Annotated in this window: 6 protein-coding genes and 1 pseudogene; 5 read left to right on the forward strand and 2 right to left on the reverse strand. The window is 77.5% G+C overall.

Annotation, left to right across the window (positions count from 1 at the left end; all coding sequences use genetic code 11):
• Positions 1-733 (reverse strand): annotated as a pseudogene (locus tag ACFVFR_RS00950) (hypothetical protein); the annotation flags it as partial.
• A gap of 3431 nt (positions 734-4164) precedes the next feature.
• On the opposite strand from ACFVFR_RS00950, the gene ACFVFR_RS00955 reads away from it, so the two are divergent.
• Positions 4165-7491 carry a DUF6350 family protein gene (locus tag ACFVFR_RS00955; RefSeq protein ID WP_383696812.1) on the forward strand — a complete coding sequence of 1109 codons (3327 nt, stop codon included), beginning with the start codon at positions 4165-4167 and terminating at the stop codon, positions 7489-7491.
• Between the two features lie 443 nt (positions 7492-7934).
• Here the strand turns inward: ACFVFR_RS00955 and ACFVFR_RS00960 are convergent, their stop codons facing one another.
• Positions 7935-9731 (reverse strand): hypothetical protein, encoded by a 1797-nt coding sequence (locus ACFVFR_RS00960; RefSeq protein WP_383696586.1) that lies wholly within the window; start codon positions 9729-9731, stop codon positions 7935-7937.
• Positions 9732-10573: 842 nt separating this feature from the next.
• Here ACFVFR_RS00960 and purN point away from each other — a divergent pair.
• The 4 genes from purN (at position 10574) to ACFVFR_RS00980 (ending at position 14451) form a co-directional block, all read left to right on the forward strand.
• Complete coding sequence (gene purN / locus ACFVFR_RS00965; RefSeq protein ID WP_383696815.1) at positions 10574-11218, forward strand: phosphoribosylglycinamide formyltransferase; 645 nt, start codon at positions 10574-10576, stop codon at positions 11216-11218.
• Positions 11215-12780, forward strand: a complete 1566-nt coding sequence (purH, locus tag ACFVFR_RS00970) for a bifunctional phosphoribosylaminoimidazolecarboxamide formyltransferase/IMP cyclohydrolase (RefSeq protein WP_383696589.1) — start codon at positions 11215-11217, stop codon at positions 12778-12780. The genes purN and purH overlap by 4 nt, the downstream gene beginning before the upstream one ends.
• Before the next feature lie 176 nt (positions 12781-12956).
• Positions 12957-13823, forward strand: coding sequence for a bifunctional methylenetetrahydrofolate dehydrogenase/methenyltetrahydrofolate cyclohydrolase (locus tag ACFVFR_RS00975; protein WP_383696590.1), 867 nt, complete (start codon positions 12957-12959; stop codon positions 13821-13823).
• A gap of 130 nt (positions 13824-13953) precedes the next feature.
• Positions 13954-14451 carry a DUF3017 domain-containing protein gene (locus ACFVFR_RS00980; RefSeq protein WP_383696593.1) on the forward strand — a complete coding sequence of 166 codons (498 nt, stop codon included), beginning with the start codon at positions 13954-13956 and terminating at the stop codon, positions 14449-14451.
• The last annotated feature ends 141 nt before the right edge of the window (positions 14452-14592 follow it).

Consider the following 14592-nt stretch of genomic DNA (forward strand, 5'->3'; position numbering starts at 1 on the left):
GGTCTTCGGTGTTTTCCGGTGGTTCGGGGGGGTCGGTGTGGAGCCGGGGGGGCGCGGGGTGGAGGCGCCGGCGGCGAGCCCGACGGCCGGGTCCCCCCCCCCCGCGCCCGTCGTCGTGCCCGACACCCCCGTCGGACGACGCTCCCCCGGAGGGCGCCTCCTCGGACGACGACGTTCCCTCGGACGGTGCCTCCTCGGGTATCGCGCCCTCGGGCGGTGTTCCCTGGGGCGCCGTCGCCGGTGGTGACGCGGGCGCGGGGGACGCCGGGCGGGGCGAGGCCGGACCCTGGGTGGTCGCGGCGGGGCGGGGCGGACCGGTGGCGGGCGCCTCCGGCGCCGAGGCGGTGGCCAGGGTGAACGCCGTGGCGGCGGCGATCAGCGCGGTGAGCCCGACGCCCCCGCGGACCAGCAGGCGCGTCGTACGCTCGCTGCCGCCACGGACGAGCTCCGCCGTCCGCAGCTCCACCGGCTGTGTCACCGCGAGCGCCCCGAGCCGCTGGTGGAGAACGGCGCCGAGCCGGTCCCGGGGTACGCGGCGCAGTTCGGGCAGCCGCGCGACCAGGGCCTGTCGGGCGTGTACGAGCCGGCCGGCGGTCGCGGGAGTACTGGCCTCGACCTCCGCCGCGGTCTCGGGCAGGTCGAGACCGACGCCGTCGTAGAGCAGGAGGGCGCGCCGGTACGAGCGCGGCAGGCTCAGCAGCGCGGCGAGCAGCGCCGGATCGCTGGGCGGCACGGTGCCCGGCCCGGCCTCGACGGCCGCGCGCCGAACGACCCGCCGCCATGCGGCCAGCCCTCGCCGACCGCCCCACCATCCCCACCCCACGCGGCCCCCCGCTCGATCGCCCGCACGCTCGCGCCCCCGACGGTCCGTGTGTGCGGATCCCCGGCCGTCCGGGGGCTCGCCCGCCCGACCGGCCGTGTGCTCGCCCGTTCGACCGTCCGCGCGTCCGCCTCCCCTGCCGTCCGGACACTCGCCCGCGCGGCCGTCCGCGGGGTCGCCTGTCCGACTGTCCGGAAGAGGCTTTCCGCCCGGCAGGGATCTCTCGCCCGCGACGGCCCCACCGCTCGGAGCGGGCTGGTCGCCCGAGGTGGCGGCTTCCGTCGCGGAGGTGGTGGCGGCGGACGTGTCGGTGGATGAGCCCGTGACGGCGTTCGTGACCGCCTTCGTGTCGGCGCCCGTGCCCGTGCTGGTGCCGGTGCCTGTGTCGGTGGCGGTGGCGGGTGAGGCGTTGGTGGGTGTGGTGGTGGGTGTGGCGGGGCGGGTCGGGGTGGTCTCGGTCGCGTTCCGGGGCTTCCGTTGGGCCGTGCCCCGGGGAGCGGTCCGGTTCTGGGTCGGGGCGCATTCCCGGGGTGGGTCGGGGTCCGGGGCTGGGAGCGAGGTGGGGGCGGGGCTTCGGGCGGGAGGCGTGTCGTCGGGCGGGGCCTGGGGTGTGGTGGGGGTCGGGTGCGCGGTGTCGTTCGTGGGGTCGCTCGCGGTGGTGTCGCGCGTGGTGGGGCGGGTTCGACGGAGGTGCGGGAGGCGCAGCCGGGGGAGGCGGACGCGTCGCCCGCGCTCCCCCTCGTACGCTCCGTCGCGCGTGGCCGCGCGTTCCCCCGCGTCCGAGGGCCGGCCCCCGACGCCGGACCGCGCCCCGGATGAGGCTGCCGCCGCGTGCGGGCTCGCGGTGGGCGTGCTCGCGGTGGGTGTGGTGGCGGGTGGGGGCGCCGTGGTGGCGTGGGGCGAGGTGTGGTCGGTGGTGCGGGGCTCGGCCGTCGCGTGGGGTGGGGGCTTCTTGCGCTCGGGGCGGAACTGGTGCCACGGGGAGAGCGCGAACTCGTACACCGCCGCCCGCACCCAGCCGGCCGGGTCACGGTCGACGGCGACTTCCGGCCAACGCTGCCACGCGAGCTGGAACCCGTACTCCACGGCTTCCGTGGCGAGCTGTGGCCGCCCGGTGAGCAGGTACGCCTGCCGGGACAACGCGGGAGCGTGCCGGGCGTACAGCGCGTCGAACGCCGCCGCGGGGCTGGTCGACGTGGCGCGCCCACGACCGCCGGCCGCGCCCGGTTCGCCCCCGCCCCCCGCCGCCGGCCGCGCCCCGCCCCGGAGCCCGCGACCTTCGGGTACGCCGTCCGGACCGGAACCTCCCGACAGCCCACCCGGAGGCGGAGCCGCGGAGGTCACGGGGATCGGTGTGGCCGCTGGGCTCGTCGGGTCTGCCAGGACCCCCGGGCCTGTCGGGTTCGACGGGGACGCTGAGGTCTTCGGGTCCGCTGGGGGTGAGGCCGGTGCGGGGTTCGTGGGGGTCACGGGGTCGGGCGTGGGAGTTGCGGTCTGTGGGTCCGTCAGGGCTGCTGGGGCCCTCGGGCCTGCCGGGATGTTGGCGGGCGGGGGGTTCGTGAGGGGGGCGGGGGCCGTACGGGAGGTGGCGGGTGAGGGGGCGGCTGGAGCGGTTGCGGATGGTGTGTCGGGTGGGGTGTCGGTGGGGCTGGTGGGCGGGGGAGAGCTGGTGGGTTCGGCGGGGTGGTCCGGGTTCGCGGTGTCGGGGCGAACGGCGAAGGGGTTGCCCGCACCGCTGTCCGGGGCGTTGGGGTGGCCGTCGGCGGGGTGGTGCGAGGCGCCGGACTCGTCGGTGGCGGCAGCGGTGGTGCGGGGGCAGCCGGCGGTGGGGCGGCCGGGGGTGGAGTGGTCGCGGTGGGCGTCGTCGGGTCGGTCCACGGGGCTCGCTTGGCTGGTCCGGTTCGCGTCGGTGCCTCGGGCCCGCGTGTCGCCCGCGTGCGTGCGGTCCGCGGGGGCGTCGCTCGCTCGTGGGCCGTCCGTGTGGGTGTCGTCCGCGCGGGCGGTGGCGGGGTGGGAGTCCGGGGCGGTCGGCGACGGGGGGCGCGGTGCGGGTGCGTCGGCTGCTCCGTCGGCCGTGGTGCGGCGGGCGCGGTCGTCGTACGCGGCGTCGACGGTGGTGGACGCGGCGGTGTCGGCTGAGGGGTTCGTGGTGGCGTGGGCCCGGACGGTCGTTCGCGCCGCCGCCCTCGCTCCCCGCTTCCCGGCCCGCGTCTCCGCCTTCGCCGGCGTTCGCGCCTTCGTACGGGCCTTGCGGCCGGTGCGCGGCGCGCTTGTGGTGGTGCTCGGGCCGGGTGTCCCGGTTGGCTGCTCGGGAGGCGGCGCGGGGGGCTCGGTGGGGGGCCGCTGGTCTGGCTGGCCGACACCGTTCGGCTGAACTCGCTGGCCCGGACGCGTCGGACCGGCCGGCTGGTTCGACGGGGGTGGGGCCGACGGGGGCGGCGTGTCCGACGACGCCGTGTCGGGCTGCCGGATCGCGGGGGGTGCCGCCGGGTGGCGCGCGGTCTTCGACGGATTCGGCGGCGCCGGCCGGCCCGGTGGGGCTGGGGGGCTCGGCGAGGCCGGGAGGTCTGGTGGGGTCGGTGAGGCCGACGGTTGCGCCTGGCGGGGTCGGGACCCGGGTGGCTCCGGTCGCGTGGACCGGTTCGGTTGCGCCGAGCGGTCCGCTCGCGACGGGCGGTTCGGAGGTTTCAGCGGTGGCGTACGGGGCGCCGGGCGCGCGGTGGGCGTACCGCCGTCCGTGGGGTGGGGGCGTTGTCGGCGGGCGGATATCCGTGCTCCCGCGCGGCCCGTGACGCCGGGGTCCGCAACCGGTGGCGGCGGGGCGTCGAGGTGGGCCGAGCTGTCGTCGTTCCCGGCTGCCGCCTCTGTGACCTGGGCCTTCGCCACGGTCGTGGGGGGTGGCGAGGGCGCGGCGGGCGGCTTCGTCGCCGGGGCGGCCCGGCTGGTGACGCCGCCGGTTCCGGCAGCGTGCGCGGCGGGGCCGGCCTCGCGTGTGGCGCCGTTCGCGGGCGCCCGCGCGCCGCGCCGCCGGTCGCCTGGCTCGCTCCGTTCCCCCGGGGCGTCCCGATCACCGCGCTCGTTCCGCCGGTCGCGCCCACCCTGGGCGCCCGACTCCCGCGCCGGCGGTCGCGCCCCGGGCGGAGTGGCGTTCGACGTGGCGTCAGGCGCGGTGGCCTTGCGGCGTCTCATCCGTGGCGCTCCGCCATGGTCGGGTCCGCGCCGCGCGACTCCGTATGGCCAAAGTGGATCAAAGCTCGCATACAAGCATATTGGGCGACACGGCGACCATGCGCCTGCTGCGGGGACAAAACGGGTGTTATTGGGAGCATGGCCGCGTGACCCAAATGACCGACCTCAGCCCGTCGTTGTCCTCGCGGCGCCGCGGTGCGGCCCGGCCGTCGCCGTCCGCCGGACCCGCGCTGCTCAGCGGGGTGGTGGCCGCCGGGCTGGGGCTCGGTGCGCTCGCCGTCGTCGTCCTGCTGCTGTGGATCACCTCGCCCTTCCCCGACAGCGGTCCGGGTGGCGCCCTGCGCGTCGCGGCCGGCCTGTGGTTGCTGGCCCACGGCGCCGAGCTGGTCCGTACGCACACGGTGACCGGGGGGCAGACCCCGATGGGCCTGACCCCGCTGCTGCTCACCGCGCTGCCGTGCTGGCTGCTCTACCGCGCCGGGCGGCACGCGATCGAAGAGGCCGAGGCGGAGCTGGCGGGGCCCGGAGCGAGGCGCCGACCGGGCCGCTGGGAGAACGTGGATCCCGCCGAGCGCGCCGCCCGCGCCGCTGGCGGGGACCCCGCGGGCCCGGGGCCGGCGAGCCCCGGCGGCCCCGCCCCGTACGCCGCGCACCACGGCCCCGCCGACTCCACCGCGACGCACCCCGCCCCGCCCCCAGCGACGACGTACGGCGGCGACCGGGCCGGCGCCGGGGGCGTTCCGCGCGCCCGGCCCACCCCCCGCCCGCCGCTGCTCCGTCCGGGCCGCGCGGGCCGGCCCGTACGGGTGGCGCGCGCGACGATCGGCCTGGTGGTCGGCGGCTACCTCACGGTCGGCGCCGTGGCGCTGCTCTACGCCGACTCCGGCGCACTGCACGTCGAACCCGTCGGCGTACTCCTGCGGATGGCGGTCCTGGCCCTGGTGGCCGTGACGGTCGGAGTGTGGGTCGGTAGCGGGCGCCCCGCCTGGCCGCTGCCCGCCGCCGCCCGCTTCGCGCTCGACCTGGTACCCGCCGGCGTACGCCGTGACCTGCCGCCCTCCGTGGGGTGGGCGGCGCTGCGGGCGGCCGGCCGGGCCACGGCCGCGCTGGTGCTCGGGGGCGCGGTGCTGGCGGCCGTGTCGCTGGTGGCCAACGCCGGCGCCGTGGAGGGCGCGTTCCCGTACCTGGCGCGGGACTGGTCGGGGCGGTTCGCGGTGCTGGCGCTCAGCCTGGCGCTGTTTCCCAACGCGATGGTGTGGGGGGCGGCGTACGGGCTGGGCCCCGGCTTCACGGTGGGCGCCGGTGGTGTGGTGGGGCCGATCGAGACGACCGCGTACCCCGTGCTGCCGCACTTCCCGCTGTTCGCCGCGCTGCCCGACCCGGGGCGGGGTGACCCCGTGCTGTGGGGCGCGGTCGGGGTGGTGCCGGTGGTCGCGGGGCTGGTCCTGGGGCGCGCGGTCGCCGTGGCCGCCTGCCCGCGCCGCCGCCGTGGCGCGCCGAGCTGGAGCGTGGCGCGTACCGCCCGCGCGGCCGCGCTCGGCGGCCTGGCCTGCGGCGCCGCGACGGCCCTGCTGGCCTGGGCGGCGGGCGGCCCGCTCGGCACGGGCACCCTCGCCGAGTTCGGCCCCGACCCGTGGCGGTGCGGGTTGGCCGCGCTGGCCTGGACGCTGGTGTTCGGGGTGCCGAGCGCGCTGGTCGTGCGCTGGTGGCGCCGGAAGGCGTGGGGCCTGCGGCCGGCGTGGCTTGACCGGTGGCGCCCGGGCGCGCGGTGGACCGCCGCCCACGACGACGTGGCCGCCCGGGCGCGCGCGGCCAGCCCGGGCGCGGAAGCCACCCCCGAACAGGACGCCTCCTGGCACGCGACCGGCGCCCGCCGAGCACGCTGGGCCGCGGTACGCGAGTCCTCCGGCGGCCTGATGCCCGACTTCGAGCCGCTGAGCCGGCTCGAACCGGTCGAGGCGGCCGAGCCTGCCCGGTCGGACGGACTTTTCCGGTCGGATGGACCGAGCGGACCGGATGGACCGGGCGGACTGGATGGGCTGGGTGGGCCTGTCCGGTCGGATGGGCTGGGTGGGCTGGATACGTCGGCTGATCTGGGTGGGCCGGCTGGTCTGGGTGGGTCGGTGGAGCCTGGCGTGTCGGGTGCCTCGACCAGGCTCGACGGGGTGGGTGGAGTGGACGGGCTTGCTGTGACGGACGGGTTGGGCAGGCCGGATGGGCCCGTTGGGGTGGCCGAGTCGGCTGGACCTCTCACGCCGGGTGGGCCGGCTGGGCCCAGTGGGGTGGGCAGGCCGGATGGGCCTGCTGGGGCGGCCAGGTCGACTGGGCTGGGTGGGGCGGCTGGGCCCAGTGGGTTGGGCAGGGCGGATGGGTCAGTTGAGGTGGCCAGGTCGACTGAGCTGGGTGGGGCGGCTGGGCCTGTCACACCGAGTGGTTCGGCTGAGTCCAGCGGGGTGGGCGGGACAGATGGGCTCACCACGATGGATGGACCTGCCGAGCAGGCCGGGCGGGGTGCGTTCTCCGAGGCGGGTGGTCTGGACAGGTCGGCCGGGTCTGTTGGTCCGGCTGTGGTGGGTGAGTCCGATGGGTGGAGCAGGCTGCTCGGGCCCACGGGAGTGGCCGAGCCGACCGGGGCAGGCGGGTCGGCTGGGCCTGTCAGGTCGGCTGGACGTGTCGCACCGCGTAGGTCGGCTGGGCCCAGCGGGGTGGGTGGGTCCGGTGGGCTTGCCGTGTCGGGTGGCTCCTTCGCGCCGGCTGGTTCGACCGGGTCGGTCGAACCCACCGAGATCGGTGCGTCGGATGGGGCGGGCGGGCCGGCGACGGCGGCTGGTGCGCCGGCCGCTGGTGGGTCGGTCGTACCGGGGCGGCCCGTCGCGCCGCGTGTGTCCGACGTACCGGAGGCGCCCGCCGCGTCGCCACCGCCGCGCGCGGCTGGCCCCGGGGGCGTACCCCGCGGCCCGTACGCTCCGTCGCGCGCACCCGCCACGGAGCCCGCCCGCGAACCCGACCACACCCCGAACGACGCTCCACCCCGGGCCTCGGCCGAGCCCCCGGGCCCGACGGGCGCGCACGCCCAGCCCCTTGGCCCGTCGCGCGCGGGCGCTCCGGACACGGGCTCAGCCGACGCGTACGCCCGGCCTCCGGCGCGGCCACGCGAACGCGGCCCGCTCGACCCGTACGACCGAGCCCCCGGCGCGGCCGAGGCGTACGAGCGGGCTGGGGACCAGGCCCCGGGCCAGCGTCCCGGCCCGGGCCATCACGACGCGTACGGCCAGCGCCCGAACCCGGCCCGCGATCCCCACGCGCCCCGCCACACCTCGCCCGCCCACCCGGCCACAGCCGTCAACGGCGGTCCCGGCGAGGTCGGTGACGAGGGTCGTCGCGACGGGTTCGAGGGCGCCCCGAGCGGTGAGCGCCACGAGGGCCCGGGCGGTCACGGGGAGGCCGGCCCGGCCCGGGCGCCCGACCGTGACGAAGGGTGACGTGGGTGGCGGCGGGGCTGGTACGCGGCGGAGGCCCCGCCGCGCGGGCGCGGGACGCGGCCCCCTCGAAGCGGGGCGGCGGGGCGGCTTACGGGTGGGAGCCCCTGCCGCCTGGAGCGTGAGCGCGCGGGGTGAGGTCGTGGAACCGCGGCGGCCGGACGCGGGCGCGAGAACGGGGCGCTGTCGGCGGCCGGGAGCCGTAGCTGGCGCGGGGCCGGGCGACGCCGGCCGAGGCCGCGCGGTCGTGGCGGGGGCTGGGGCTGGTGCGCGGTGTGAGTGGAGGGGGCGCCGGTGGTTGGGGGGAGCCCCCCGGAGGGAGCGCGCGGGTTGGGGGACGGGCAGCCCTGGCTTCGCCCTGCGGGGCGAAGGCGTGTGCCCCGTACCGGCCGACCCGTCGGGCCGTTCGGTACGGGGCACGCGTGCTCGTGCGGGGGTGCTGTCGGCTAGTCGTCCTCGGCGAGGAGGGGGCGTAGCGGCTCGGGGAGGTGGCGTTCGCACGACTGGCTCGACGTCTTGGTCAGCGCGTCGTCGGTGCACTCGTAGTAGTCGCTGTAGACCAACTGGAAGGTGTACGTGGCGATGACGATGGCCAGGGCGATGCCGCCGGTCACCACGCCGCTGATGGCCGCCGTCGACTGCTGGCGCGAGCTGATGCCGTTCTTCGGCGCCGGCAGGGGTGCGGCGGTGGCGTCGGCCGGGGGCGGCGGGGCGTCCACGGCCGGTGCCGTGGGCTCCGGTCGGGTCCGTCGCTGCTTGGCCCGCAGCGCGCTGATGCCCCAGTACAGCGCCAGCGCCCCGAGCAGCAGGGCGATCTGCGGCAGGCTGAACAGGGCGAAGAAGAACGCCCACATGCCGGCGAGCAGCGAGTAGCGGGCCCGCCGTTGGGCCGGGTCGGTGGGGTCCCAGCGGGCCCTGCTCTTCTGGTCGTTCTGGTTGCCCTGGTTGCCCTGGTCACCTTGGCCGCGCGGGGAGCCGGACCGGCCGCCGCTCGGGCTCGCGCCGAAGCCGCCACCGTCGCTGCGGCCCGGCTGCCGGCTGCTCCACTGGCTGCCCCAGGACGGCGGCTGCTCCTCCTCACCCTGGTTCGGCCCCTGACCCTGCTGCGGGCCGGGCCCCTGCGACGGGCCGGGCTGCCGCTGGCCGTGCGGCGGGGTGCCGCCCTGGCCGGAGGGGCGCGGGCCCCAACCGGGTGTGGCGCCCTGACCGGGCGCGGTGCCCTGACCGGCGGGGGGCTGCTGCCCGTCCTGCCGCTGGTCCTCGGGCCGGCCGCTGGCGGGCCCCCAACGGGCCCAGCGGTCGGGCCCTCGTCTGCCACCGCGCTGCCCCGCACCCGTCCGGCCAGGAGCGGCGCCGGTGGGCGGAGCCCCGGGCGCGGGCGGGCCGCTCGGCGGCGCGGGCCAGGCCGGGGGCTGCCCGGTGGGCGCGGGAGGTGCGGCCGGGGCGCTCGGGTCGGCGGGCGCACCCGGCCCGGAAACCGGTGCGGCAGGGGCCTGCGGCCCACCGGTCACACCAGCCCCGCCCGGCTCGTCGCCCCCGCCCGATCCGGCGTCGGCACCTGATCCGTCAGCGGCTCTCGACCCACCAGCGGCACCCGATCCGGCGTCGGTACCCGACCCACCAGCGGCACCCGGCCTGTCAGCCGCACCGCTCGCTTCGCCAGCCGTGCCCGGAGCCGCGCCCTGGGCCGAGCCCCGTTCCGTCGGCGCTCCGTCGGACGCTCCGGCCGTACCCGCCGGCCCCGCGCCACTCCGCTCCCCGTCCGTACGCGGCTGGCCGGCACCGCCCGACTCGGCGGCAGCGCCCCGCTCCGCGACGGGGCCCCGCCCCGCCGGCGCCGCGTCAGCGGTCTCCGCCGTACCGGCCGTATCGGCCTCCCGCGCCCCGTCAGCGCCGCCCGACCCACCGGCGCCGTCCACGCCGACGCCGTCCACGCCGGCCGCGCCACGCGCCCCCGCATCGCCCTCCGGGCGCGCGCCGTCCTCGCCCTCCGGGCCTCCAGCGTCACCGTCCCCGGGACGCTCGCCGTCCTCGCCCTCCGGGCGTCCGCTGTCGGCGTTCCGGCCCCGGTCCGCGTCGCCGGTGTCGTGGCCGTCGGCGGGCGGCGGGGTGTTGCCGGGGGCACCGCCGTGCGGCGAGGCGTCGCCTCGTCGGGTGGCGGTGCCGTCGCTGAGGGAGGTGAGGGGGGCGGGCCACTGGTCGCGCGGCAGCGGCAGCACGCGGGGTGGGTCGACGTACCTCATCGTGACCCCCCGGCACGAGAGGGAGACTGTGGGACGTGGTGAGCCGCGCGGCGGTATGGGTCCGGCATGTGGAGTGTGTCTTCCCCTTGTGTCGTCGTCCCGCACGCCGGGCCGGGTGGCTCGGCTGGCGCCGTCCGGCCTGGGCGCGGGCGGGACTGTGGTTCCCACGTCGTCAACGAATCACCGGGCAGATCCGTTCGATCCCGACCCCGGCGGCCTCGGATTCCCGGTGGATTCCCGGGCCGTGGGGCGGATATCGCGGATTTCCCGGCGGACGCGCAGTCCAGACGCTACCTCCCGTGCGCGCCCCCGTCCCGTGGGGGCCGTTCCGTGTGCCGGTATCGTTGCCGACGGTCGACCGCTTCGTAGAGTTCCCTGGAATTCCGGGTTCCGCGATCTCGTACGACCGTACAAAGCCCGGCCGGGGTGGAACGTCCAGGTCAACCGCCGCGCCGGCACCAGGCAACCGCATACCGCCCCGTCGTGTCCGGCGCACCCGCTCCGGCCGGCCCGCCCGCTCTACCCTCGCCCGTCACCCGCCGTTCCCCCCCCCGCCCGACCCGGGGCCCGCAGCCGCCGCACCGTGGCGCCGGACCGCCCGCCCCGTCCGCTCGACCCCGCACGGCCCGCACCACCCGCGTGAGGTACCTCGCAAGCGCGTGCGGCGCCCGTGCGCGCACCACGAGAAAGAGACCGCCGTGGCCTCCCCGCCCCCTTCCGCATCGGCCGGCGCCGAGCGCGCCGCCGCCCCGACCGCCCCGCCACCCCCACCCGGTAGCGCGGCGCCCACCGCTCCCGGCGCCGGGAGCGCCACCCCGGCGGGCCGGCCCGACGCCGTGAGCGTGGCCGCGCACCGGCCCGGCGAGCGCCCGGCCCGACTGGTCGTGCTGGTCTCCGGCTCGGGGACGAACCTGCAGGCCCTGCTCGACGCGATCGCCGCCGACCCCGACGGGTACGGCGCCACCGTGGTGGCCGTCGGCGCCGACCGTGGCGCCATCGTGGGCCTGGAGCGGGCCGAGCGGGCCGGGGTGGAGACGTTCGTGTGCCGGGTGGGGGAGTACGCCACGCGCGCCGAGTGGGACCGGGCGCTGACGGCGGCGACCGCCGCGTACGCGCCGGACCTCGTCGTCTCGGCGGGGTTCATGAAGATCGTGGGCCCGGAGTTCCTGGCCCGCTTCGGGGGGCGGATCGTCAACACGCACCCCGCGCTGCTGCCGAGCTTCCCGGGCGCGCACGGCGTACGGGACGCGCTGGCCTACGGCGCGAAGGTCACCGGCTGCACCGTCCACTTCGTCGACGACGGGGTCGACACCGGCCCGATCATCGCCCAGGGCGTGGTCGAGGTCCGGGAGGCGGACGAGGAAGACGGGGGAGCCGCTCTGCACGAGCGGATCAAGGAAGTCGAGCGCAGGCTGCTCGTCGATGTCGTGGGGCGTCTGGCCCGACACGGCTACCGCATTGAGGGACGAAAGGTAAGAATCCCGTGACCGTCGAAGGTACGAAGCGGCCCATCCGCCGCGCGCTGGTCAGCGTCTACGACAAGAGTGGGCTTGAGGAGCTGGCGCTCGGCCTGCACGCCGCGGGCGTCCAGCTCGTCTCGACCGGCTCGACGGCCGGGAAGATCGCCGCGGCCGGGGTGCCGGTGACCCGGGTCGAGGAGCTGACCGGGTTCCCCGAGTGTCTGGACGGCCGGGTCAAGACGCTGCACCCGCGCGTGCACGCGGGCATCCTCGCCGACCAGCGGCTGGCGGCCCACCGCGAGCAGCTCGCCGAGCTGGACGTGGAGCCGTTCGAGCTGGTGATCGTGAACCTGTACCCGTTCGAGGAGACCGTCGCCTCGGGCGCGGACCCCGACGCGTGCGTGGAGCAGATCGACATCGGCGGGCCCTCCATGGTCCGCGCCGCCGCCAAGAACCACCCGTCGGTGGCCGTCGTCGTCAACCCGGCCCACTACCCGCGGGTGCTGGCCGCCGCGACCGAGGGCGGGTTCGACCTCGACCAGCGCAAGCGGCTGGCCGCCGAGGCGTTCCAGCACACCGCCGCCTACGACACGGCCGTCGCCTCCTGGTTCGCCGCCGACTACGCCGGTGACGGCGAGGACTTCCCGGGCTTCGTCGGCGCCACCTACGCGCGCAAGAACGTGCTCCGCTACGGCGAGAACCCGCACCAGGCCGCCGCCCTGTACACCGCCGGCGGCGGCGGGCTCGCCGAGGCCGAGCAGTTGCACGGCAAGGACATGTCGTACAACAACTACGTCGACACCGACGCCGCCCGCCGCGCCGCCTACGACCACGGCACCGACCAGGCGTGCGTGGCGATCATCAAGCACGCCAACCCGTGCGGCATCGCGGTCGGCGCGGACGTCGCCGAGGCACACCGCAAGGCCCACGCCTGCGACCCGCTGTCCGCCTTCGGCGGCGTCATCGCCGTCAACCAGCCGGTCACCCGGGCCATGGCCGAGCAGGTCGCCGACATCTTCACCGAGGTCATCGTGGCCCCGGACTACGAGGAGGGCGCGCTGGAGGCGCTGGCTAAGAAGAAGAACATCCGGGTGCTGCGCTGCCCGCAGGCGCCGGCCACGCCCACCGAGTTCCGCCCCATCGACGGCGGCGGCCTGGCCCAGGTCCGGGACGCCTTCCAGGCCGAGGGCGACGACCCGGCGCACTGGACGCTGGCCACCGGCGAGGCCCTGGACGCCGCCGCGCTGGCCGAGTTGGCGTTCGCCTGGCGCGCCTGCCGCGCGGTGAAGTCCAACGCGATCCTGCTCGCCAAGGACAGCGCGACGGTCGGCGTCGGCATGGGACAGGTCAACCGCGTGGACTCGGCCCGGCTGGCCGTGCAGCGCGCGGGCGAGGAGCGGGCGCGGGGCGCGTACGCCGCCTCCGACGCGTTCTTCCCCTTCCCCGACGGCCTGGAGGTGCTGACCGAGGCCGGCGTCAGGGCCGTGGTCCAGCCGGGCGGTTCGGTCCGTGACGAGCAGGTCATCGAGGCCGCGAAGGCCGCCGGCGTGACCATGTACCTCACCGGCACGCGCCACTTCTTCCACTGAGTCCCCCCGGGCCCGCCGTACCGTCGGCGGGCCCGCCGGACTCCGGGCCCGCCCGCGCCCCGCGCGCCCCGGGCCCGCCCGACACCCCAGCCCGTACGGGCTACGCCCGCGTGGGCCAGGCCCGCCGGCCGGCCCCGGGGGCGCACCGATCTCCGCTTATCCAGGAGGATGGGTCCATGACCGCCCAGATTCTCGATGGCAAGGCCACCGCCGCCGCGATCAAGTCCGCTCTGACCACCCGCGTCGAGGCGCTCAAGGCCAAGGGCGTCCAGCCGGGCCTCGGCACCCTGCTGGTGGGCGACGACCCGGGCAGCACCTGGTACGTGGCGGGCAAGCACCGCGACTGCGCGCAGGTCGGCATCGCCTCCATCCGGCGCGAACTGCCGGACACCGCCACCCAGGAGGAGATCGAGGCGGTCGTCCGTGAGCTCAACGACGACCCGGAGTGCACCGGTTACATCGTCCAGCTGCCGCTGCCCAAGGGCATCGACACCAACCGCGTCCTGGAGCTGATGGACCCGGCCAAGGACGCCGACGGGCTGCACCCGATGAGCCTGGGCCGCCTCGTCCTCGGCGAGCCCGGCCCGCTGCCGTGCACCCCGTACGGCATCATCCAGCTCCTGCGCCACCACGACGTGGAGATCGACGGGGCGCACGTCGTCGTCGTCGGACGGGGCATCACCGTCGGCCGCTCCATCGGCCTGCTGCTCACCCGCAAGTCCGAGAACGCGACCGTGACCCTGTGCCACACCGGCACCCGCGACCTGCCCGCCGCGCTGCGCCAGGCCGACATCATCGTCGCCGCCGCGGGCGTGGGGCACCTGATCAAGCCGGAGCACGTGAAGCCGGGCGCCGCGGTGCTCGACGTGGGCGTGAGCCGGGACGAGAACGGCAAGATCGTCGGCGATGTGGCCCCCGGTGTCACCGAGGTCGCCGGTTGGATCTCGCCCAACCCGGGTGGCGTCGGGCCGATGACCCGCGCCCAACTCCTCGTCAACGTCGTCGAGGCCGCCGAACGCGCCACCGCCGAAGCCCAGGGCTGAGGCCGGCGACCCACGGTCGCTCAGCGGCGGTCGGCGACCGGTGAGCGACCAGCGGCCGGCGCGCGCGACGGCGGCGTCGGCCGAGCCCGAGAAGAGCCAGGACAAGGGGGCGACCAGCCATGAGTCAGCGATGAACGCGCACGCCAGCGGCGAGGGTGCCATGGCCGCCGGGCCGGCCGGGCCCGTGGCCCAGCGGGGCCCGCGACCGGGCACGCGAGCCGAGCGGCACTCCGGCCCGGGGCGTGGCTCCCGCAGATTCCCGCTGATCACCCGGGACACGGCACGGCCCGAGGGCGGCGGGCGCGCGGCCAGCGGCCAGGCGCCCGCGCCGGCCCGCCAGTGGCCCCTGTTGACGGTGATGCTCGGCGTCGCCGCCGGCCTGCTGATCGTCGCCCTGGACGCGCACCGCGCCGGCACCCTCGTCGTGGGCTTCTCGCTGCTCCTGGGCGCGCTGCTGCGCTGGGTGCTGCCGTCGGTGGGGATGCTGGCGGTCCGCTCGCGCTTCACCGACATGACCACGTACGGGCTGCTCGGCACCCTCATCGCGCTGCTGGCGATGATGACGCAGCCGGACCCGTGGCTGGAGATCCCGTTCCTGGAGGACGTCATCCACTTCACGGTCCGCTGACGCCCCCGCGCCGACCACCGGCCAGCCGGCCCGGCTCGCGGGCCGAACACGACGGCGGGGCGGGCACCCCCCCCCGGGGGGGGACAGCCGCCGGTCGTCGCGCCCGACCGCGGGGTGCCGGGCGGGAGCAGTGGCGGCCCC

The sequence above is a fragment of the Streptomyces sp. NPDC057702 genome (assembly GCF_042799315.1).
In the GTDB taxonomy this organism is placed as follows: Bacteria; Actinomycetota; Actinomycetes; order Streptomycetales; family Streptomycetaceae; genus Streptomyces.